Annotated in this window: 24 protein-coding genes; 15 read left to right on the top strand and 9 right to left on the bottom strand. The window is 62.5% G+C overall.

The genetic code is table 11. From position 1 onward, the window contains the following. Positions 1 to 36 precede the first annotated feature (36 nt). From BVH03_RS04515 to BVH03_RS04500, 3 genes are all read left to right on the top strand, one after another. Complete coding sequence (locus BVH03_RS04515) at positions 37 to 522, top strand: CesT family type III secretion system chaperone (protein ID WP_075960052.1); 486 nt, start codon at positions 37 to 39, stop codon at positions 520 to 522. A gap of 11 nt (positions 523 to 533) precedes the next feature. Next, a complete protein-coding gene (locus BVH03_RS04510) occupies positions 534 to 2,639 on the top strand; it encodes a hypothetical protein (RefSeq protein ID WP_075960051.1) in 2,106 nt (701 codons plus the stop codon). A 938-nt stretch (positions 2,640 to 3,577) separates the two neighbouring features. After that, on the top strand, positions 3,578 to 4,801 hold the full coding sequence (locus BVH03_RS04500) for a hypothetical protein (protein WP_143485892.1): 1,224 nt from the start codon (positions 3,578 to 3,580) through the stop codon (positions 4,799 to 4,801). 148 nt (positions 4,802 to 4,949) lie between these two features. On the opposite strand, the gene BVH03_RS04495 is transcribed toward BVH03_RS04500, so the two are convergent. Further along, positions 4,950 to 5,504 (bottom strand): RNA polymerase sigma factor, encoded by a 555-nt coding sequence (locus BVH03_RS04495; protein ID WP_075960049.1) that lies wholly within the window; start codon positions 5,502 to 5,504, stop codon positions 4,950 to 4,952. 227 nt (positions 5,505 to 5,731) lie between these two features. Between BVH03_RS04495 and BVH03_RS04490 the strand changes: the two genes are divergently transcribed. The 12 genes from BVH03_RS04490 to sctU are packed head-to-tail and all read left to right on the top strand — an operon-like array spanning position 5,732 to position 16,170. Beyond that, the gene (locus BVH03_RS04490) at positions 5,732 to 6,811 is read left to right on the top strand and encodes a TyeA family type III secretion system gatekeeper subunit (RefSeq protein ID WP_075960048.1); all 1,080 of its coding nucleotides are present in this window, start codon (positions 5,732 to 5,734) and stop codon (positions 6,809 to 6,811) included. Further along, complete coding sequence (gene sctV, locus BVH03_RS04485; protein WP_075960047.1) at positions 6,811 to 8,907, top strand: type III secretion system export apparatus subunit SctV; 2,097 nt, start codon at positions 6,811 to 6,813, stop codon at positions 8,905 to 8,907. Before BVH03_RS04490 ends, sctV begins: the two co-directional genes overlap by 1 nt. Then, a complete protein-coding gene (locus BVH03_RS04480; RefSeq protein ID WP_256574616.1) occupies positions 8,904 to 9,857 on the top strand; it encodes an FHA domain-containing protein in 954 nt (317 codons plus the stop codon). Before sctV ends, BVH03_RS04480 begins: the two co-directional genes overlap by 4 nt. Before the next feature lie 5 nt (positions 9,858 to 9,862). Then, positions 9,863 to 11,212, top strand: coding sequence for a FliI/YscN family ATPase (locus BVH03_RS04475; protein ID WP_143485894.1), 1,350 nt, complete (start codon positions 9,863 to 9,865; stop codon positions 11,210 to 11,212). Positions 11,213 to 11,214: 2 nt separating this feature from the next. Continuing rightward, entirely contained in the window at positions 11,215 to 11,661 is a 447-nt protein-coding gene (locus BVH03_RS04470) for a type III secretion protein (RefSeq protein WP_075960045.1), read from the top strand. Further along, positions 11,651 to 12,208, top strand: coding sequence for a type III secretion system HrpP C-terminal domain-containing protein (locus tag BVH03_RS04465; RefSeq protein WP_075960044.1), 558 nt, complete (start codon positions 11,651 to 11,653; stop codon positions 12,206 to 12,208). The genes BVH03_RS04470 and BVH03_RS04465 overlap by 11 nt, the downstream gene beginning before the upstream one ends. Beyond that, a complete protein-coding gene (locus BVH03_RS04460; protein ID WP_075960043.1) occupies positions 12,205 to 12,921 on the top strand; it encodes a hypothetical protein in 717 nt (238 codons plus the stop codon). The genes BVH03_RS04465 and BVH03_RS04460 overlap by 4 nt, the downstream gene beginning before the upstream one ends. Then, the gene (locus tag BVH03_RS04455) at positions 12,908 to 13,372 is read left to right on the top strand and encodes a FliM/FliN family flagellar motor switch protein (protein ID WP_075960131.1); all 465 of its coding nucleotides are present in this window, start codon (positions 12,908 to 12,910) and stop codon (positions 13,370 to 13,372) included. Before BVH03_RS04460 ends, BVH03_RS04455 begins: the two co-directional genes overlap by 14 nt. After that, on the top strand, positions 13,369 to 14,022 hold the full coding sequence (gene sctR, locus BVH03_RS04450) for a type III secretion system export apparatus subunit SctR (protein ID WP_075960042.1): 654 nt from the start codon (positions 13,369 to 13,371) through the stop codon (positions 14,020 to 14,022). The genes BVH03_RS04455 and sctR overlap by 4 nt, the downstream gene beginning before the upstream one ends. Positions 14,023 to 14,029: 7 nt before the next feature. Next, complete coding sequence (gene sctS, locus BVH03_RS04445; RefSeq protein WP_075931598.1) at positions 14,030 to 14,296, top strand: type III secretion system export apparatus subunit SctS; 267 nt, start codon at positions 14,030 to 14,032, stop codon at positions 14,294 to 14,296. Continuing rightward, positions 14,297 to 15,097: a type III secretion system export apparatus subunit SctT gene (gene sctT / locus BVH03_RS04440; RefSeq protein WP_075960041.1), complete on the top strand. Its 801-nt coding sequence runs from the start codon at positions 14,297 to 14,299 to the stop codon at positions 15,095 to 15,097. It abuts the gene before it with no gap. Then, entirely contained in the window at positions 15,094 to 16,170 is a 1,077-nt protein-coding gene (gene sctU, locus BVH03_RS04435) for a type III secretion system export apparatus subunit SctU (protein WP_075960040.1), read from the top strand. The genes sctT and sctU overlap by 4 nt, the downstream gene beginning before the upstream one ends. Before the next feature lie 303 nt (positions 16,171 to 16,473). Here sctU and BVH03_RS04430 read toward each other — a convergent pair whose 3' ends face one another. Genes BVH03_RS04430 through sctJ form a run of 8 tightly spaced genes read right to left on the bottom strand, consistent with a single transcriptional unit; the run spans position 16,474 to position 21,718 of the window. Next, a complete protein-coding gene (locus BVH03_RS04430; RefSeq protein WP_075960039.1) occupies positions 16,474 to 16,821 on the bottom strand; it encodes a type III secretion protein HrpV in 348 nt (115 codons plus the stop codon). A 2-nt stretch (positions 16,822 to 16,823) separates the two neighbouring features. Then, positions 16,824 to 17,033, bottom strand: a complete 210-nt coding sequence (gene hrpT / locus BVH03_RS04425; RefSeq protein ID WP_075931594.1) for an HrpT family type III secretion system protein — start codon at positions 17,031 to 17,033, stop codon at positions 16,824 to 16,826. After that, the gene (gene sctC / locus BVH03_RS04420) at positions 17,033 to 19,132 is read right to left on the bottom strand and encodes a type III secretion system outer membrane ring subunit SctC (protein ID WP_075960038.1); all 2,100 of its coding nucleotides are present in this window, start codon (positions 19,130 to 19,132) and stop codon (positions 17,033 to 17,035) included. The genes hrpT and sctC overlap by 1 nt, the downstream gene beginning before the upstream one ends. Before the next feature lie 12 nt (positions 19,133 to 19,144). After that, positions 19,145 to 19,558: a hypothetical protein gene (locus BVH03_RS04415; protein WP_075960037.1), complete on the bottom strand. Its 414-nt coding sequence runs from the start codon at positions 19,556 to 19,558 to the stop codon at positions 19,145 to 19,147. Then, positions 19,545 to 19,769, bottom strand: a complete 225-nt coding sequence (locus BVH03_RS04410; protein ID WP_075931591.1) for a type III secretion protein — start codon at positions 19,767 to 19,769, stop codon at positions 19,545 to 19,547. Before BVH03_RS04410 ends, BVH03_RS04415 begins: the two co-directional genes overlap by 14 nt. Further along, complete coding sequence (gene sctL / locus BVH03_RS26305; RefSeq protein ID WP_075960036.1) at positions 19,766 to 20,392, bottom strand: type III secretion system stator protein SctL; 627 nt, start codon at positions 20,390 to 20,392, stop codon at positions 19,766 to 19,768. The genes BVH03_RS04410 and sctL overlap by 4 nt, the downstream gene beginning before the upstream one ends. After that, complete coding sequence (locus BVH03_RS26300) at positions 20,376 to 20,921, bottom strand: type III secretion protein (RefSeq protein WP_168175597.1); 546 nt, start codon at positions 20,919 to 20,921, stop codon at positions 20,376 to 20,378. The genes sctL and BVH03_RS26300 overlap by 17 nt, the downstream gene beginning before the upstream one ends. Continuing rightward, positions 20,921 to 21,718, bottom strand: a complete 798-nt coding sequence (gene sctJ, locus BVH03_RS04395) for a type III secretion system inner membrane ring lipoprotein SctJ (RefSeq protein WP_075960035.1) — start codon at positions 21,716 to 21,718, stop codon at positions 20,921 to 20,923. The genes BVH03_RS26300 and sctJ overlap by 1 nt, the downstream gene beginning before the upstream one ends.

The following is a 21,718-nucleotide window of genomic DNA, read 5'->3' as shown; positions in this document are numbered from 1 at the left end:
CGCCGGGTACCTGGGATAACAAGAGAGAAACTGATCATGTCTTTAAAGAACTATCACCAACTGATCGACGCCATCTGTGAATTAACGATGCTCCCCGACCCGGCTTCGCTTTATGAGGTAGCCAATATCTCGGTTCAAAATGTCAATTTTTCACTGCTCTACAAGGAAAATCCGGCGTACGGCGATGTTCAGATTTACTGCGGCTTCGGTCCACTGCCTAAACAGCAACGCGAACCCGTGTTGCAGCGCCTGCTGGAGACCAATCTTTATCTGAGCACCGGGCCAGGCACTCCAACGCTGGCTTACAACCCTGAGACGGGTCAAGTGGTACTGGTCTGCAGCTTGCCCCTCGACGTACTTGGAGCCCAGCAGTTGCTGGACATGCTGGGATACCTCGCACACATGGCCAAACAGTGGCAGAGCAATTACTTCCTCGGCAATGAGGGTGCACAGGCGCAGGGCCAGAACAATCAACTAGCCCCGACCACGCAACGTAACTTCAATACTGCCGATCAGCGCTGAGGAGATCCCACATGACTTCCCAAATCGGAGTAAGCCATCGCAGCCCCGTACAGAACCTGCGCCCGAATGACGAGCCCCAACCAGCCGAGAGCAGCTCGCGAAACCAGGGTCTGCAAATACGCCGCAGTTCCTCGCCGCCGATCAATCCTCTTCAGTTCTCCGAACTCGTTGAAGGGCGCGCCCAAAAGCTCAGCGCTAGTCTGAAAACCCTACTGCAGGGCGATCTGAAAAACCTCAAAAGCATCGACATGGAAAAGAACCCGCTGGAGTTCGCACGGCAACATATGATGATGGAGGGCCGCCTGCTGGGATCCAGTGAGGCCAAGGAAAAGAAGATGCTATTCGAACATGCACAGAATTATCTGCAATCCTTGGGACGTGCGCCTCATCCCTGGATCGACGGTACGGAGGAAGCAGCTGCACTGAAGCAAGACCTGCACATACATGCCGACTCGCGCGGCGATTTCAGTCCTCAAGCATTCGAGGCGGTATTGAACAATCACACCAAGCGCCTTGGCGATCAGTTGGTCGCCTACCACCTGCTGTACAAAGAGGCACTGAACTCAAATACGCTGCAGCCCCATGAGAAAGCTCAGATCGAGACCAGCCACAAGGCGTACCGCGATTATGCTGCACGCTCAATACATCACATCGCCAACCATTTGCCCGATACGATCAACGCCTTTCTCGATACACGCGTGGAAATGGCCAAGCGTGCCGCCGGGCGGGAAGGCCTGACCCAGGAAGGCCAGGAAACCGCGGACAAGACCGTAGCACGATGGGAGAGCGCCAAGGAGAGCTTTATTGGGGCCAGCGGCGCGCTCGACGTCGAAGCACTTGAAAAAATGCTCAAACCGGCGATGAACAATATCCGTGTGGACGAGCGTGTTGCCAAGCTTAAAGCCGATCAGGCCGACAAGGTGAAGCAGACACAAGTATTCATGGGTGGGGGGATCCCTCAGGGGGTCGCTTCGTTTCTGCACTTCGGCCTGGCCCGCAATGCGGCCAACATGGCCATGGACGGCAAAATACACCCTGCTGCGCAAGGTTCACTCGCAGGGCTCAACCTCGGTATAGCGCACAAGGTGGTGAGCGATGGCCCGCGTGCGCTGGTGCAGAACGGCGTGGATCGACTGTTCACCAGCGCAGTGGTCAAAGTAGACCCCACTGAGGTATTACCGGATGCCCCGCGAGTTATTTCAGTGGATGGACGTAAGGTAGTGCGTGACGACGAGGCACTCGATCACGAACAATCCTTGGTCGAAAAGGATCGTGCCGGCTTCAAGCGGGAACAGCGCAACCATTATTTTGGCACGCTGACTGGTGACCATGAGTATTTTGAGTCGTTCGGTGGGGCCAACTTCGTGAAAACCGCACTGGTGGAATTCACTGACTTGATTTCCGATAGTCTGATCGCGCGCGCGACGACCTCAGGCTTGGCGGGCTTGACGGCGGGGGGCATCCAGCCACTTGCCAAATATCGGAACACCTGGGGCCCAGACAAGATCCCTACTCACACGCTGGGTAATACCCAAGCACAAACCATGAGCCAGTTGGGTAACAAAGTCTTGCAGGACATACAGTTCTGGAAAGGTGACAGTGCCGGTGACACGATTGGCAAGGTGTTCGGTGCCATCCAGGGTGAGTACATTTCCAACGTCGGTCTCGGTTCAGTGAGGGATCTGTTGGACGATGACAGCGTTCAACAAAAAATCGGCAGAATGTTCGTCGACCTCATCGCGTCCCCGGCCATCCTCTCCTCGTTCCTGCCCAACGTCGGGGCCACGGCCAAAGCCGCAGCGACAGCCAGTGGAGTCAAAGGTACCGACCGTCAGATGCTGCCGTGGAAAAACATCACCGATCCCAACGAACAATCACGCAAGGATCGTCAGGGTCTGCAGGATGCCGACCTGGGGCTGGCTGGTAATGCAGCGGATGTGGCCACCTCAATCCATACAGCGGCCACTGGCGTACTACGAGCATTACCTCAATCGCTGGTTGCCGCGCAGATGAAACTTGAAAAGAACCTGAGTGAAAAGCCGCAAGACCAGCCGGACATCGAAATGACCTCGAATCCTGGTGTAAAGGGCAAAGGCCGTAGCAAGACAACTACGTGACCTTCGCTGCACTCTTGAGTGCTCGCAGGCGGACCGGACACGCCCAGTGGTGTAAACGTCCGCCTAAGCGACGCGCTGATTCTGACAACGAGGGTTACCGGTGAAAGACCTGATGCATGAGGACATATCTCTCGGCTCGGTGATTGAATTCAGGCAAGCGGCTCCGAGTGGTCACATTGAAACTGGTGCCAGGCAGCTCCAAGCCCTGGCGCAGGAGCTGCCCTGCTAGCGTGAGGGTGGTAGAAGAACGATCAGTATGCTTGTCCCACCATTGACGAGAAGGCGATTGTACTCAGGCCTCTACCCGAGCAATGACCCCACTGATCAAGAGCCTCCAGCCAGCTCAGCGGCAAACATATCTCCCTAAACAAGCCCAATGCCGTAAAGGCGCACGGGTCATGCCTGTCAGTCTCGCTCCATCCGCAAGAACGCCCAGAGCCAATGTGCCCACACACACGCCGCTGCCGTGTGCTCCCGGCAGCGCCAGGTTCCTAGTGAATCGGCACGGATGATCGGGAACAGAATGCCGCTATCCGACCACCCATCGTCCTGAGCCACGATGTGCAGAAACATCGCCTCGGCCGGCAACACAGGAGAATTGATTCCGGGCCGTTGAAGCCAACCCCGCTACCAGTCTGGCTCACTTGAGCGCCATGACTGATTTCGGCCAGACAGCCTAACGATCACGTCGAACGCCTCATGCGAAGGAGCGACTGACACGATCTCGAATACGGCGTTGCCAGCAGGCTGAAATTGCAGTTACTCGCCGGCACGCCAATCGCCCTCCACAACGTCGACAGCCCATCTGGCTAAACGATGGCCAAGGCAGCCCAAGGAACCGATCCCCCGGGCTTACCACACAACTACTTGACCCCATTCGTCGAGCAGCCACTCGACCAAATACCAATCCCCATGCAAAGAAAATGCGGAGAGCGATGATGATCAAAGCACCGTCACACAGACAGCAACCCACTTTTAACAACCCGGGTAACGCAGCTAATGGCTTACCTGCACGAGAGGGGGCTGCGAAGTCCCCAGGTAAAAACAAGCCAGACACGGGCAATGCCAGCGTAAACTTTGGCCCGCTCAACAAACCACTGTCATTTGGCAGCCCCAGCGCCGGCCCACGTAACGGTCTTGACCAACAGCGGTGTCACAACAGCCACGGTGGCTCCAAGCAAAGCCTTCTTGACCAGGCACTAAGCACAGTGGCTAAAACACTTGCAAAACTGTTGGTTCAACAGGCCACGGAACAGGTCACGTCCAAGCTGCACAATGGTTCTGCGCAAATGCTAGGCGCGGGACAGCCAACCGCGTTGATGCCTACCGCCACTACCGGTAGCGAGAGACCAGCCACGGGTGGAAAAACCGGCGATGTCGCGGCTCTGCAGGTCAAGAACCCTGATGCTTCCATCAAAGAGACGGAGAAGGAGATCAAGAGCAAGCCAACGGCAGCCACAGGTCGACCTGCCGGTGATACACGAAGTGCCGAGGAAATCATCAATGCCAACCCCATTCTGAAAAATCTCGGCAACCAGAAGGACATTAATCACGAGGGGGCGTACAAGCAGCTGGGCGACTGGACCGAGAACAACAAGGATCCTAAGGCAAGAGCCGACGCGGCCTACAATGCAGCCAAGGTTTTGAACTGGATCGACACCTCGAAGACTGCCGGCGGTGACTCCAGAGAGAAGGTCAGCGGCAAAGGCGATCTTTACGGGATTACCAAGGACGGTGACGCCCGCCATGGTACTCCCGCAGGCAATTGGAAGGACTTTACCGAAAAAGGTTACGGTGCCCTGAAGGACGATCACCGCCTCGATAAGACAAAAGATCCCTATGTGTATGAAGATGGCACCAACAAGAGCGGCTTCAAGGGATTCGTGAGCTCTGCGGCACAAAAGTTGTGGTTTATTCCCATCCTCAGCAACACCCTTAAGGGTGTTGGCGACTCCAAGGATGAGGATGGCTTCCTGGGGGCACTCAAAGGAGGTTTGAGTGGATATGCCAATACCTTCAAGGACGCCATCGTGGGAGCCGTGGACGGGCTCAAGAAAGGTAAATTGAACCCGGTACAGATGTTCATCGGTGCTTACACCAATCAACTTTCCAACACCGAAGCTGCGCCGGAGAAGGTGCGCAAGGTCGCTGACAAGATCTGATTAGGCAAGGCCCCGAACGACTAGGCCGAGCCCTAGATACCTTTGAGGTTGTGCTGTTATCAACTCAGCCAGCAATCCGCCAAATAAAACCCAACTGCCTGACGGCATGCATCTCTGATGCTTAGATACATGTCGTCAGGCCATGGCTTCAGGCAAACGGATCGATCGAGCGACGCAACTGCTCCCGCGCCCTCGACAGCCGCGAGCGCACGGTGCCAATCGGTACGCCAAGGCTCTGCGCCGTTTCCTGATAATTGCCATCCATCACCAGGCTGACATGGATCACCTGGCGCATGGCTGCGGGCAATGTCTGGATGGCTTCCACCGTGCGCTGCAACTGCCGGCTTCCGTCAACGCACTGACCAATGTCGATGTGCTGCTCGTGCGCCACATTGGTCTGGTCGTCGAGGCTCTCCTGATAAGGCTGGTTGTAGGTGCGCCGGAAATGATTGCGGATCAGGTTCAGGGCGATGCCGCACAGCCAGGTCTCCGGTTTGCTGGCGTGTTGAAACTTGTGCTCGTTGCGCAACGCTTCGAAGAACGTGCACTGCAGGATGTCATCGGCATCGTCGGGGTTCATCACGCGCTTGTGCACGAAGGCACGAAGCTTCTGCACCTGGGCCTGGGTCAACTGGCGAATGGCGCTGGGTGTGCGGCTTACGGGCAGAGAGGTGGCGTGGCGAAGAGCGAGATTAGCGGACATGAGATTCTCCTGTGTAGGGAGCAGGAGCTGTAGCTACATGCATGCCATCTCAATTAGCCGCTATAAGCCCATGATTTATAAGTAAATAGCGAATGAGCACCGTGTCACCTTGAGCAAGATCCTGCGCTAGCGGACAGTTTCCCGAACCAATTTCTGCACACGGCAATCCGGGGAACCGGTTCGGCTCCCACGCCACTCATTGAGCATTCGTTCTTCCAGGCTGCGCCATGATCAACCGTGCTCAATCCGCTACTGCGCCCACGCGCCTGCCGCCGATCACACCGGGATCGGCGGGGCCCTCGGGCACGCCTGGGCAACAGGGTGGCGCGCAGGCGGCAGGCACCACGGCGCAGCAGGTTTCCAGCTTCAATGCCGAGCTGAGTCAGGTCAGCATCCGCCTGCACAAGCGCAACCTGCGCTTCAAGGCCCTGCAACTGCAGTCGCAGAAAGTCCTGCAGTACAAGCTGTACAAACAGCTGCTCACGACCCTGGAGTCGAAGGCCGACCTGTTGCGCCAGAGCGCCCGTAGCGACGGCGGTTTCCGGCAGATGCTCGATAGTTCGCGGAACGACCTCGGCCAGGCGCTGAGCCTGCTGCGCATTGCCGAACGCCAGGCGCAGCAGGCGCGCTCGTTCGAGGAAGCCAGGAAGCTGCAGGCACTGAGACTGCAGTTCGCTGCACAGCACAGCCAGCAGGCTCGGTCACTGCGCTCGCGGGTATCGTTCGCGTCGGCAGTTGCCGACCCGCGGCGCCGCGAGAGCGCACGCAGCCTGTCAGGAAACGGCCAGGTAAATCTGCTGGAACTGACCCGGATGATCAGCGAACGGGAAGACGGCGACGGCGACGGTGACCACGGCTTCGACGCCCAGCTCAGCGACCTGCTGGTTGAAACCAACCACCTGGTGACCACCGCCAGGCCCAAGCAACAACACGAAGCGCTGAAGAACATCGAGCGCACCACCTTTCTGAAACAGTTCTATGGCAGTTGCGCCCACATGCGTAACGAAATGCTGGCCAAGAACCCGGGGTTCGAGATGAAGACCTCGGCATTCGTGAAGGTTCTGCAGCAACTCATCAGCGACGGCATGCAACCCAAGGAAACCCTGCAACTGGTGCAGGAAGTCGGCGGCCGCCAGCTCGAACACCAGCTGGCGTTGGTCAATCGCCTGCTGGCCCTGCTCAAGGAGCTGAAGTACATGAACTGGAACGACAACAAGAGCCGGCAGAAAGCCCTCGATAACCTGTTGCTGCTGTCCACTGCGCTGGTCAATGAAGAACAGCGCCGCTTGCAGGAGGCGATGGCCTGATGACCTACCTCATCCATGTCGCCAACCAGCTCGCCCTGGCGGCCATGCGGCGCTCGGAAATCGTCGGGGCCTTCGTGGTGCTGGCGATCATCTTCATGATGATAACCCCCATGCCGACCTGGCTGATCGACGTGCTGATCGCCATCAACATCTGTATTTCCTGCCTGCTGATCATGCTGGCGATGAACCTGCCGCGGCCACTGGCCTTCTCTACCTTTCCGGCGGTGCTGCTGATCACCACCATGTTCCGTCTGGCCCTGTCGATCTCGACCACACGCTTGATCCTCCTGGACCAAGACGCCGGCCACATCGTCGAAGCCTTCGGCGAATTCGTGGTCGGCGGCAACCTGGCGGTGGGCACGGTGATCTTCCTGATCATCACGGTGGTCAACTTCATGGTCATCACCAAGGGCTCGGAACGGGTCGCCGAAGTCGGCGCGCGGTTCACCCTGGACGCCATGCCCGGCAAGCAGATGTCCATCGACAGCGACCTGCGCGCGAACCTGATCAGCGTGCAGGATGCCCGTGCCCGACGCGAGGAACTCGCCAAGGAAAGCCAGCTGTTCGGGGCGATGGATGGCGCCATGAAGTTCGTCAAGGGCGACGCCATTGCCGGGCTGATCATCATCGCCATCAACATGATCGGCGGCATCAGCATCGGCGTGATGCAGATGAACATGAGTGCCGGCGACGCCCTGCACATCTACACCATTCTGACCATCGGTGACGGCCTCATCTCGCAGATACCCGCCCTGATGATCTCGGTCACCGCCGGCATCGTGATCACTCGCGTGCCGGACGGCAACCCGACGCCGCAATCGAACATCGGCCGCGAAATCGCCGAGCAACTGACCAGCCAGCCCAAGGTGTGGATCATCTCGGCGGTGGCCATGCTCGGTTTCGCCGCACTGCCCGGCATGCCGACCGGGATATTCATCACCATCGCCCTGATCTGCGGGTGCGGCGGCGTGCTGCAGATTTACCGCGACAAACCGCAACCGGAGGACGAGCAAGCCCAGTGGGTGGCGCCGGAGCTCAACGGTGACGAAGACTTGCGCACCTTCAACCCCAGCCGCCAGTTCGTCTTGCAGTTCCACCCCAACCAGGACGCGCAGCAGATCGCCGCGATCGTCAGCGAGATCCGTCAACGCCGCAATCGCCTGGTGGTGCAGTACGGCCTGACCCTGCCCTCGTTCATCATCGAGCAGTCGGAGCACATCCCCGAGGACGAATTCCGCTTCTCGGTGTACGAAGTGCCGATGATGCGCGCCACGCTCAGCCACAGCCACGTGGCCGTCGATGCCGAGGCCCTAGACGAGCTCGAACTCGACGAGCTAATTCCCGGCAGCGTCGAGCGCCAGGAGGGCCAATGGGTCTGGATGCCCGCCGACTCGCCGGTTCTGCACAACACGGAGCTGGAACAGATCAGCGCCGCCACCCTGATCATCGAGCGCATGGAGCGCACCCTGCATGCCTGCGCACCGCAGTTCATCGGCCTGCAGGAGACCAAGGCGATCCTTGGTTGGCTGGAGTCCGAGCAGCCCGAACTCGCCCAGGAAATGCTCCGGGTGCTGCCACTGGCGCGCTTTGCAGCGGTGCTGCAGGGGCTGGCCGCCGAGTGCGTGCCACTGCGCTCGGTGCGGGTGATCGCCGAAACGTTGGTCGAGCACGGCCAGTACGAACGCGACATCGCCATGCTGGTGAATTACGTACGCATCGCCCTGAAGTCGCAGATCTACCACCAGTACGCCACGGCAGAAGGCCTGGAGGTCTGGCTGCTGACCCCCGAGAGCGAGGGTGTTCTGCGCGACGGCCTGCGCCAGACGCAAACCGAAACCTTCTTCGCACTCAGTGATGCGACCAGCCAGTTGCTGCTCCAGCACCTGCACATGGCCTTTCCACAGCGTGCCAGGAAGCGCGCCGTGCTGCTGGTTCCTCAGGATCTGCGCAGCCCCCTGCGCATTCTTCTGCAAGAGGAGTTCTATCACGTGCCCGTGCTGTCCTTCGCGGAGATCAGCAGCTCGGCACAGGTCAAGGTCCTCGGCCGCTTCGAACTGGAGGAAACAGCGGCCCTAGAGAGCGAGCAATACGCATGAACGATTCCGGTAACGACCTGTTTGAACTGCGGGTGCTGAACGGCCTTCACCAGGGCGCGGCACTGCCGCTGATCGGTGACCACTGGGCAATCGGCGCCAACGATGAGTTGGACCTCGCGCTGCACGATGCAGGCGTGCACCCTCGCCACTGCCAATTACGGCGCGACGGCGAAGGCTGGCGCCTGGAGGCGGCCGACGCTCACCCGCTGGATATCGAGGGCCATCCGCTGGCCGACCTGCAGCCCCATGCCCAGTTCGCACTGGGTTCGGTCTGGCTGACCCTCACGCCTGCCGAGGCCCCCTGGACGAACCTGCCAGTCATCGCCCCCGACGATGGCGCGCAAGGCGCTCAGGGCAACGAGACGCCAGGGCCCGCTGCATCGTCGCCGCGCGGCACCTTACTCAGCCGCGGCGCCTGCATCACGCTGGGGGTGCTGCTGGGCGTGGTGGGCAGCGCCTGGAGCCTGAGCAGCGCGACACTGACGCCGAGTGACTCTCCAGCCGCCTCTTCAGTCGCCTCGCCGCTCGCCACGCCTGCGGCCCCTGCACAAGCGCAACCGGCAGCCCTCGATCAGCAGAGCGCTGCCCGGCTGCTCAAGACCATGCTTAGCGAGCGCATGCTCGGCGCTGTCAGCCTGGAACACGATGATCAGGGGTTGGTGTTGAGCGGTAGCCTGAAGGACGAGAGCATGCAGGTTTACCAGCGCATGCTGCAGCGCTTCAAGCAGGATCACCGGGTGGATTTTCGCATCGACGACCAGGTGTTCAATGGCAACGGCGGTCTCCCCTTCGCGATCACCCAGATTATCGGCGGCAGCAATGGCCACCTGGTGATGGCCGATGGGCGACGCATGTACATCGGCGACCGCATCGATGGTATCCGCCTGGTGCAGATCGACAACGGCCGCATCCAGTTCGATGGCGAGCAACGCCTGGAGGTGAGCTGGTGACTGCCCTGCTGCCGGCCCTGCGAGAGTGGGAGCAGCGCCAGGCGGCGCGCCTGAACGACTTTAGCGCCGTGCGCGTGAGCGGCAAGGTGACGGCGGTCAGCGGCATCCTGCTCGAGTGCCAGGTACCGGCGGCCAAGGTGGGCGATCTGTGCGAGGTGATCAAGGCGGATGGCAGCCACATTCTCGCCGAGATCGTCGGTTTCACACCGGACTGCACCTTGCTCAGCGCCCTCGGTACCCCGGAGGGCATTCAGGTCGGAGCCGCCATACGCCCGCTGGGGATCGCCCACCGCATCGGCGTTGATGAAACCCTGCTGGGCTGCGTGCTCGATGGTTTCGGCCGGCCCTTGCTGGGCGACGCCCAGGGCGCCTTCGCTGGCCCCAGCGATACCCGCCAGACACTACCGGTCATCAGCGCGGCCCTGCCGCCCACCCAGCGCCCGCGGATCAGCCGACCGCTGACCACCGGTATCCGCGCTATCGACAGCGCCCTGCTGCTCGGCGAGGGCCAGCGCGTGGGCTTGTTCGCGGGCGCGGGCTGCGGCAAGACCACCCTGATGGCCGAGCTGGCGCGCAACATGGGGTGCGACGTGATCGTGTTCGGGCTGATTGGCGAACGCGGCAGGGAACTGCGCGAGTTCCTCGACCACGAACTGGACGAGACGCTGCGCAAACGCTCGGTGCTGGTCTGTGCCACCTCCGACAGGTCCAGCATGGAACGAGCACGCGCAGCCTTCACGGCCACGGCCATTGCCGAGGCGTTCCGAGCCCGCGGTATGAAGGTATTGCTGTTGATCGACTCCCTGACCCGATTCGCCCGTGCTCAGCGCGAAATCGGCATTGCCGCCGGCGAACCCTTGGGCCGTGGCGGCCTGCCACCCTCGGTGTACACGCTGCTGCCGCAACTGGTGGAGCGGGCGGGAATGAGTGAAGTCGGCTCGATCACGGCCCTGTACACCGTGCTTATCGAACAGGACTCGATGAACGACCCGGTGGCCGACGAGGTGCGCTCGCTGCTCGATGGCCACATCGTGTTGTCACGCAAGCTGGCCGAGCGTGGCCACTACCCGGCAATCGACGTGCCGGCCAGCATCAGCCGGGTGTTGAGCAACGTGGCCAGTCGCGAGCATCAGCGCGCCAACAACCGCCTGCGCCGGCTCATGGCCGCCTACCGCCAGGTCGAGATGCTGTTGCGCCTGGGCGAGTACCAGGCCGGGGCCGATCCGGTCACCGATTGCGCCGTACAGCTCAACGGCGCCATCGACCAGTTCCTGCAGCAGGATCTGCGCGGCCCGTGGCCCCTGGAGGACACGCTGGTGGCGTTGAACCAGTTGACCGATGCCTTACCGGAGTGAGCATGGAAAACGATCTGGAAATCGACCCGCAACGCGCGTCGCTGGAGCAGGCCATCGCTCTGCTCAAACCCTTGCGCCAGCATCGCCAGGCACGTGCCGAGCGCCAGCAACGCGAAGCGCAGCAAAACCTGGAAAACAGTCACGAACAACTGCAGAACGTCGAGGCGCGGCTCACGCGGCAAACCGAGGAGCAGCACGCCCGCCGTGCACAACTGGCCAGCCAGCACCTGCAGCAGTGCATGGGGTTCGAGGAGGTCGGCCGCTGGCATGATCGCGAGCGCCGCATGCTCGACCACCTGGCCACGCTACGCCATGAGGTCCATCAGCAGCAGGCCCTTCTCGAGACCCATCAGGCCCAGCTGCAGCAGGCCAGCAACCAGGCCAGACAGGCGCAGCGCGCCGTGGAAAAACTCGCTTGCCTTAACGAGGCCCTGAACGATGAAAGCTGAAACCGCCGCGGCGCCTCGACGGCCGCAGCCACCCACCCCGCCGGCAACCCCCAGCCCGGCCCAGGCGCAACCTGCCGCCGCCAGGCTCCAGCAAGGCGGCCCGCTACGGCGTGGTGATATTGACCTGCGCATGCTCACCCAGGGCCTAGACCTGTCGCCGTCGGCGTTGATGGCCGACGGGCTGGTGTTCGCCCAACTGATCCAGCCGGCGCAGGCGGTATCGGACGAGGGCTCAGGTTTGGGAGGCGGCCAGACCGCCGCGGCCGGTAAGCCCGATGCCGCCGCGGGCCAGCTGGTCGACGAATTGGCGCAACGGTTGCCCATCGCGCCTCCAGGCGCGTTCACGGCCACCCTGCTGATGCCCAACCTGGGCCGGATTCAGGTACGCGCCGGCAAGCGCGACGATCAATGGGAGGTGGAGCTGGGTTGCGCCCGCCGGGAAACCTTCGAGCGCCTGCGCGGCCAGCGCAGCGCCTGCGAGGCGGCGCTGGCCGAGGCCATGGGCAGCCCGATTCGCCTGACGCTGGTCGATGAGGCGCTGGCATGAGCGCGCTAGTTCTTCGCCAGCTGGCCCCCCTGCAGGCGCAAGCCAGCCGGGCCCTGGGCGCGGGGCTGAGGGCGACCTTTCAGGCCAGGGGGCTAAGCGGCGAGCTGCGCGTGACGCCCCTGCCAGCCGAAGCGCAGGCCGCCCCCGGCACCTGGTTCGACAGCGCTCTGGGGGCCTTGCACCTGAGCGATGCCGGCGCCCTGCTCAGCCTGCTGGGTGAGCTGCCGGTAAGCATCGCGGGTGCCCCCCAGGCCTGGTACTGGCAGGTGATCAGTCAGCAGCTTAGCCCGGCGATAAGCACCTGTCTGGCTCCGTTGTCGATACGTGAAAGCGCCCCGTCGGCGGACCTGCACATGCGCTGCGCCCTACGCGTGACGCTGGGCGAGGAAGTCGCCCACGGCCAATTGACGGCCGCCGCGGGCACCCTGCTGGGCTTGTTGCAGGCGCCGTTCTGGCACCCGCTTCACCGCCCCTTTCCGACCGCCCTGCAGGTGCACGAGCCGCTGATCCTGGGCCGCAGCGAGCTGACCCTGGAACAACTCGCCTCACTGCGCCCGGGAGACGTGGTGGTGCCAAGCGACCCGCATTTCGACTGCGAGGGCCACGGTGTGCTGGCGCTCGCCGGCCAGCGCTGGCGCGGGCAGACGACAGTATGCGGAACACGCCTCCTTTTGAACCTGGAAATCGACGGCCATGAGCATGACGAGCACTGACCCGACCCTGGAAACACCCTATGCCAATGAAGCCAGTGAAGCCGCCTACCTCGATGAGCGACCGGACCTGGCGGTACAACCCGACGCCCAACAAGCGCCCATTACGCCCGACGATACGGACGAGGCGGCAGTCGACGGGGCCGACGACGAGCAGCAGGCCTGGGCAGCGGCGCAGCAGTCGACCGATACGGCCCCCGAGAATTCGGCTGACCAGCAGACTCTTTCGCCCCTTGCGCATCTGCCCCTGGCCCTGACGCTGCGCTGTGGCTCACTGAGCCTGAGCCTGGAACAACTGCAACGGCTCGACCATGGCGCGGTGCTTGAGGTGCAGGGCGTCACGCCGGGGCAGGCCTGGCTATGCAGCGGCGAGCAGGTGGTCGCCGAGGGCGAATTGGTCGACGTGGGCGGCCGCCTGGGCCTGCAGATCACTCGCATGGCGTCGCTGACATGATTCTGGACGGGATGAACCCGGTCCTCCTGGCGCTGTTCCTTGGCGCACTGTCGCTGGTGCCCTTCCTGCTGATCGTCTGCACAGCATTCCTGAAGATCGCCATGACCCTGATGATCACCCGTAACGCCATCGGCGTGCAGCAGGTGCCGCCGAACATGGCCATCTACGGTATCGCCCTCGCCGCCACAATGTTCGTCATGGCCCCGGTGGCCCACGAGGTCCAGAAGCGCCTGGACCAGAACCCACTGGACATGTCCACCACCCAGAGTCTGCAGGAAAGCGCTGGCGGCATCATCGACCCGCTGCAGCAGTTCATGACCCATAACACCGACCCAGACGTGCTCACCCACCTGCTGGAAAACACCCATCGCATGTGGCCCAAGGAGATGGCCGAGAGCGCCAGCAAGAGCGACCTGCTGTTGGCCATCCCGGCATTCGTGCTGTCCGAGCTGCAGGCCGCCTTCAAGATCGGCTTCCTGATCTACATCCCCTTCATCGTCATCGATCTGATCGTTTCCAACCTGCTGCTGGCACTGGGCATGCAGATGGTGTCGCCGATGACCATCTCGCTACCACTCAAGCTGCTGCTGTTCGTGCTGGTGGATGGCTGGACGAAGCTGATCGACAGCCTGTTCCTTTCCTACCTGTGAGGTCGCCATGGAAGCGTTGGCACTGTTCAAGCAAGGCATGTTCCTGGTCGTCATCCTCACCGCTCCGCCGCTGGCCGTGGCGGTACTGGTGGGGGTGGTCACCTCGCTGCTGCAGGCCCTGATGCAGATGCAGGATCAGACCCTGCCGTTCGGCCTCAAGCTGGCCGCCGTCGGCCTCACCCTGGCCATGACCGGCCGTTGGGTCGGCCTGGAACTGATCCAGTTCATCAACATGGCCTTCGACCTGATCGCCCGGACAGGCGGGCCCCGCTAGATGCCCTGGGACATGCAAAGCGCCTTCGAGCTGCTGCAAGGCATCGGCCTTGCAGCAGCGCGCCTGGTGCCCTGCATGTTTCTGGTACCCGCTTTCTGCTTCAGGTACCTGAAGGGCCCCCTGCGCTACGCGGTGGTCATTGCCGTGGCCCTGATCCCGGCGCCGTCGATCAGTGCGGCGCTGGACGGCCAGGACTCGAACCTGGGCTGGATACTTGGCCTGCTGTTCAAGGAAGTGGCTCTGGGCGCCCTGCTGGGCGTGCTGCTGTACATGCCGTTCTGGATGTTCGCCTCGGTGGGCGCCCTGCTCGACAGCCAGCGCGGCGCCCTGAGCGGTGGGCAGATCAACCCCGCACTGGGGCCGGACGTGACCCCCATGGGCATGCTGTTTCAGGAGGCGATGATCATGCTGCTGATGGTGATCGGCGGGCTGCCGTTGATCCTGCAGGTGATCTGGGACAGTTACCTGATCTGGCCACCCACGGCCTGGCTGCCGACTCTTACCCAGGACGGCCTGATCATCCTGCTCGAACAACTGAGCCGCACGCTGCACCACATGCTGCTGTACGCCGCGCCCTTCATCGCGGTACTGCTGCTGATCGAAGCGGTGATGGCGATCATCAGCCTGTACGCACAACAGCTCAATGTGTTCATCCTCGCCATGCCCGCCAAAAGCATCGCCGGCATCGCCTTCCTGCTGATCTACCTGCCGACGCTGCTTGAGTTGGGCAGCGGTGAGCTGCAGCACCTGAGGGTGATCAGCGATCTGCTCCAGCACATCGTAGGGGTACCGGAGCCGTGAGTGAAAAGACCGAAAAAGCCACACCCAAACAGTTGCGCGATGCCCGTGAGAAGGGGCAGATCGCGCAGAGCCAGGATGTCAGCAAGCTGCTGATCCTGCTTTTGGTCAGCGAGGTGACGCTGGGCCTGGCGAACAGCAGCATGGACAGCCTCAAGCAGTTGATGGAATTGTCGGTCAATGCTACCCAGCAACCCTTCGAGCGGATCGTCGAACAACTGGTTACCGAAGCCATCGCGGTGATGCTGCCCTTTCTCGCCTTGAGCGTCGGCCTGGCGATGCTGATGCGCCTGGCTGCTGGCTGGGGGCAGTTCGGTTTCCTGTTCGCGCCCAAGGCACTGAAAGTCGACTTCAACAAGCTCAACCCCTTCGCGCAACTCAAACAGATGTTCTCCGGGCAGAACCTCTCCAACCTGTTGATGAGCGTACTCAAGGCCATCATCATTGGCTACACCCTCTACCTGTTGCTCGAGCCGGAACTGGGAACGCTGATCCTGTTGGCCAATTCCGATCTCGACACCTACTGGCAGTCGCTGCTGCAGGTGTTCCGCCACATTCTGCGCATCACCCTGGGGTTGCTGCTGGTGCTGGCGGCCATCGACTTCGGTCTGCAGAAATTCTTCCATGCCAAGCGCCTGCGCATGAGCCACGACGATATCAAGAAGGAATACAAACAGTCCGAGGGCGACCCCCACGTCAAGGGCCAGCGGCGCCAGTTCGCCTTCGAGATTCTCAACCAGGAACCCGAAGCCGCGCCGCGCCCGGTGCAGGAGGCCGACGTTTTGGTGGTCAACCCGACCCACTACGCCGTCGCGCTGTTCTACCGGCCCGGCAAAACGCCCCTGCCGATGATCCACTGCAAGGGCGAAGACGACGGCGCCCTGGCACTGATCGCCCAGGCCAAGCTCGCCAAGGTGCCGGTGGTGCAGAGCGTGTGGCTGGCACGCACCCTGTACAAGACCCGCACCGGCCGCTACATCCCCAGGGCCACGCTGGAAATGGTGGCGCAGATCTACCAACTGGTGAAGCAGCTCGATGAGGTCGACGACCAGGTCATTCGTACCGATCACCTGTGAGCATGCCCTGAACAGCTGACTGCGGCTTGCTGCTCGGGCACCGAACAGAGCCTCGGGTCAGGCGGCTGGAGGATGGCGCATCAGGTATTGATCAACGTCCTCGCCATCAGAATCAGGATTCACCCGCTGCCCAAAAGCGGCATCGGATGAGCGAGGCGCCCGACGTCCCAAAGGCTTGGCCATGAGCAATGTTGCTGGTGCGTCGACCTGCCGATCACTGACTTGAGCGGCGAGCGTTGACACGGGGATCGCGCGGCACTGAGGACGTATGCGCGGAGCGGTGAGCGAGCGCCGCGAGAGCCGTCATGGTAGGTGCTCCAGCCCTACGAGGGCGAGTTGCTCCTGGCAGATGTGGTCGAGGGAGACGATGTCGGTATCCTCTACGGGCGCCGCGTGCCAGACCACCAACTCTCGCTGCAGGTTGAGAAACAGGAAGAACTGATCGTAGCGATCCGCCTCGCAAAAACGCCGCGCCAGGGTGGCACGCAGCTGATCGGGGCCCAGGGCCTCCACCTCCACGTGCAACGCAACGCCCCAGCATCGGTGATCACGGCGACTGATGAATGCTACCCCGGAAGCAAGCGGCCAAACCGCGCCGCGCTCGGCAGCGGCGTGTTCGAGGAAGGTGCGCTTTTCCGAGGTCTGCATCATGCTCAGTTCTCCAGCGGCGTGACGGTGTAGTCCAGGTCGCGCTGGCGATCCTGCTCATTGAGCCCCTGGCGCATGTCGTCGGGCCACCAGATCACCAGGCTCCTGGGGGTGGAGTCAGGACGCTTGCACGCCTGACCTGAACAACCTTTGGGGCTGGCACAGCCTGCCAGCACGCCGACAATCGACACAACGGCCAATACGCGAAACATCATCATGGTTCCTTATCGCTTAGCAGCGAGGGGCGAAGTTCGAGGGAAGGGTCGAGGGCCTTGGCCTGGCGCATGGCGATGAAAACCTCGCTCTGCTCGCCCGGCTGCAGCCAAGCTTGCGGCCAGGCGCTCACGCCCAAGACCCAGCGACCGCCGCACTGGCTCTCGTCGATACGCATGGGCATATCCGAGTCGTTGCGCACAGCCACCACCGCCACGCCCCAGTCCTTGCGGACGAACCACTGGGAGTGCTCGGCATTGACCGTCAGCCCTGGGTCGAACCGACACAGGGTGTTGTGCTGAAACGAGGCCCTGGCAGCACTGAAGCCCTGCGGCAGCGTGCCGGCGACCAGGTTTTCGAATGCCTGGCGAACATCGTTGCGCGTCGGCCGGTCGGTGACACCGCGACGCGCCTGCACTTCCTTGAGCTGGCGATCGAGGTCATGGGGGTTGGCGTGCTGCACGTAGCGCGCTGGATTGACCTGGTCACCGATCAACCGCGGGGTGAGGATGAACAGCCGCTCGCGCTGGGTGTATTCACGGCTGCGCGACTGGAAGAGCAGCTTGCCGATGACGGGAATATCGCCCAGCAGTGGAACCTTGTTGAGCCGGTCATTGGCCTCCACGCCGTGAAAACCGCCGATCACCAGGGAGCCGTGCTCGGCGATCACCGCCTGGGTGCTGACGTTGCCACGACGCACGGACGGCTGTTCGTCCTTGATCTGCGATTCGACGATCTGCCCATCTTCGATATCGACGATCAACTGAACCTGGGAGCGACCGTTGTGGTTCAGCGAACGTGGAATCACCTGCAGGCTGGTGCCAGCGGTGATGGGTGCGATATTGGCGACACGTTCGGCCAGTGCGGTGAGGTATTCGGTGCGGCTGAAATCGATGACGGCCGGCTGGTTTTCCAGCGTCAGGATCGACGGATTGCCGACGATCGAGGCAGCGCCATTGCCTTCAAGCGCTCGGAGGTCGGCGGAGAAGCGCCCGGCATCCTGGATAAACAGCGTCGAGGGTGCGCCTGGCTGGAGGAGGTTGGCACCGCCCGTCACACTGCCGGCCGTGAGCGACCAGCGGCTGGACAGCTCCGCCAGCTCGTTGCGATCAATGTCGAGGATCACCGCATCGATCTCGATCACATTGCGCGGCACGTCCAGCTGGGCAATCAGCCCCTGGTACATGGCCTTGCGCGCCGGCAGGTCATAGATCAGCACCGCGTTGTTGCGCACATCGGCGCTGACACGAATCTTGCCACCTCGCTCGCGGCTCTTGCCACTCGAGGATGGTACCGGCGCCAAGCCAATCATGGCCCCCAGATCAGGACCATAGCCGGAGCCTTCGAGGCCCGAGTTGGCTAGCGCGTCCTGGACCAGGGAGGACGAGTCGCGGCTGCCGGCGCCGGCCCGCAACCCATTCAGGCTGGCCCCCGCATCCACCGCGCCGCGCATGCCGGTCTGCGCACGGGCGTCCAACAGCTCTTGGAGAATGCGTGCCACGCCGGCCACCTGCAACTCCTGATCCCGGTAGCGGATTGTGCGATCGGCAACGTTGGCGTACTTGAGCGGGAACACGATGACATCCTGCTTCTCCGCCTCTTCCGGCTCCTCGACCTTTTCGCCGTAGTCTCGGATGAACTGCACGTACTTGGCCGGGCCGCGTACCAGTACTGCGCCTTCGTCCGGCAACAGCCCCCAGCCGAAGCGCGGATCGAGCAGGCCGATCTTGCTCAGCGCCGCCTCGAGGTCGTCGACCGCCTCCGAGGACACATCGATGCGTGCCGAGGTCTGTTCCTGGGTGGGACTGACGTACAGGGTCTCGTTGAAGACGAACCACTGAAAGTGGTACTCGCGGCCCAGCCGGTCGAGAAACCCCTGGGGATTGTCGGCGCGAATGCGCCCGTCGATCACGCCGTCCATGGGCGGCATGTCGAGGGCCAAGCCGAACTCGCGGGCGAAATCACCCAGCGCGGTCATCAACTCCGCCTGCTGAGCGTCATAGGCGTAGGCCGTGCGCTTCCAGCTTTCCGGCGGGAGCGCGAGTGCGGGCATCGCGACAACGAAATACAACCACGGTAGCCATCTCAGGGCCTTGCGCATCGGTTACTCCTGTCAGCGGGCTTCAATGCCCTTCGGGTTGAATGGGGTGGAATCGGTAAAATCGAACGTGCGAGCATTGGCCAGGCTGAGCATTGCAGCCCGTTGGTTGGCCAGGTTTTCCAGGGCCGTCAGAATCTGTGCGGCCTGGACGGGCAGCGGTAACCACTCCACCAGCATCAGGGCATGCGCCTGGGGATCGAAAGCCAGGGCTCCCCGGCAGCCACAGGCCAGCCCAGCGCCTGCCTCACCCAGCAAGACGGCAATTCGCGTGGGGTCCCAGCCCTGACAGATCTCCAGGCTACAGCGCAGGCCTGCGCCATGCAGGCTCGTCTGGAACGAAGCATCATCGACCCAGCACTCGAGGCTTGCCGGATACCCCTCGCCACACCATGCCGCGAACGCCTGGCTGAAATCACTGTATGCCATCGATGATGGCTTTGGTCAGGCCATGCTGGGCACGCAGTTCCTCGCCCACCATCGCACCGGTCAACTGCGCCCGGCGGGCCGCATCGTTGTATGCATTGATGTCGTCTACGCTGGCCGTGTCCATGGCCTGGTGCAGGGCATCCATCATTCCCTCCTTGGCCTCCTTGTTGACACGGTCCAAGCCGTTGCGTAACGCGTTGATACTGGTCATGCCTGATCTCCTTGTTGATGTGGATGCATCGATGAATGCGCCGCCGCATCCGCCGCTGGCTGGCCGGCGAGCGAGCTGCGCAAGCCGTCCCAATCGAGTTCCAGCGCCCCTTGGGCATGGCTCAGGCGTAGCGCCTGCAACCCGAGCTGGGGGCTCTCGTGCACGCTCCACAGGCTGGCGAATGGCGAAGCGTCCAGCCAGGCCCGCACCGCTTGCGCCTGCTGCGGATGACAACTGAGCGTGGCGGTGGCCTGGGCAGCCGGACTGGCGCCCAGATTGCGCAGCACGGCGTGGATACGCTGGGGCAGGTCCGTCTCGTCGAGCAGACGACTCAGGGTCTGGCTCAGCAGGCGGTCGAGACTGGCCAGCACCTCGTGCTGAAGCGCCGCGTGCTCGTCGGCGAAAGCCTGCAGTTGGAGATTCGCCTGTTCCCAGAAAGCCGCCTGGGCGTCTTGCAGAAACTGCTGACATTGCCGCTCTGCAGCCTGCAGCAGTTCATCCGCCTGCTGCCTGGCCTGCTCGAGCAACTGCTCGGCACGCAGCACCTCATCGATGGTTTCACGACGCAGCAGCGGCTCGTGCAGCATCTGCTCGGGCACCGCCAGCCTACGCTTGACCAGCATGGTCACCTCCCCGCGCCACGCGCCATAGAACCGCTGACCAGAGCGTATCCAGACGGTGGCCCGGCAGCCCGTGCGGAAGCCCGTCGAGCGCTGCAGAGGGCCACTGCAGCCGTACCCTTGCCCAGCGCTGCGGCCCGACCCAGGCGCCCAGCAGAAGGCGCGCGTCGACCGGCTCGGCGGGTAGCCAGAGGCCGGGGCGTAACGCCTTCGCCAGGCTGCGGCACCAATGCTCGTCAACACTTGGCAGTGCGTTGCAGGAGCGCGACAACGCGCACACGCCTTCGACGAGATGCAGCGTGAAGACCTGTTCGGCTTCGGACAAACCGACCCAGCGCAACAGCCCCTGGTGGGGCTCCGGGGGTTGCGCCAGTCGCACCCCGCGGCTTTCGGCAATGTTCGCATGGCGGCTGATGGGTGAGCGAAGGGCCAGGGCCACGTGCTCGGCGTTGGCACCGACGGCCCATCCCGGGGAAGCGGGGTCACCGGCCGCATACCACCAGCGAATCCAGCCGGCTGCCAACCCGTCCATCAGGTGCGGCTCGGCAAGGTGGTGGAGCGCCGCGGCGCAAATCGCGAAAACAACGCCTGTCGCCAGTCGGCACGCGCGACCAGAGCGATGATCAGCAGCAACAGTATCAGCACCGCTGGCGCCCCCCACAGGACCCGCTGCCAGAAGCCCAGCTGGTGTTCCTCAAGCAGAAAGGGTCCGAACTTGACCAGGGGCTCGGCGTCGTCGAAGGCCGCTGCCGGTACGAAGACGATGGAAAACTTTCCGGAGTCGACACTGACCGTGTCGGCCATGCCAGGAATGCTGCTGGACACCATCATCTGGATGCGCTGACGCACGGCATCCGGCTCCAGCCGTTGCGAATGTTTGATGAATACCGCAGCCGACGCCGGCTGCACGGGCTCACCGGGCGCAACCCGCTCCGGCAACACCACGTGTACACGGGCGACGATGACGCCATCGATCTGCGACAGCGTTGACTCCAGTTCTTGGGACAAGGCATAGATGTAACGCGCCCGCTCCTCCAACGGCGTGGAGATGACGCCCTCTTTCTTGAAGATTTCACCGATGCTGGTACGGGCACGGCGCGGCAGACCGGCGGACTCCAGGATACGAATGGCGCGGTTGGTATCAGCACGATCCACGGAGACGACGATGCCGCTTTTTTCCGTGCGCTTCCCCGTGTCGATCCGGTAATCGCCCAAGGAGGCGATCACGTCGTTGGCATCCTGTTCAGACAAACCGCTGAACAGGTCGGTCTGCTCGCTACAGCCGACCAGCATCAACACGCAGAACCACAGGGCAAGTCGCTTCTTCAC

Origin of the sequence: Pseudomonas sp. PA15(2017), assembly GCF_001945395.1 — a bacterium.
In the GTDB taxonomy this organism is placed as follows: domain Bacteria; phylum Pseudomonadota; class Gammaproteobacteria; order Pseudomonadales; family Pseudomonadaceae; genus Aquipseudomonas.
The sequence above is the reverse complement of the archived record's forward strand: the minus strand, read 5'-3'. Positions and strand labels throughout refer to the sequence as shown.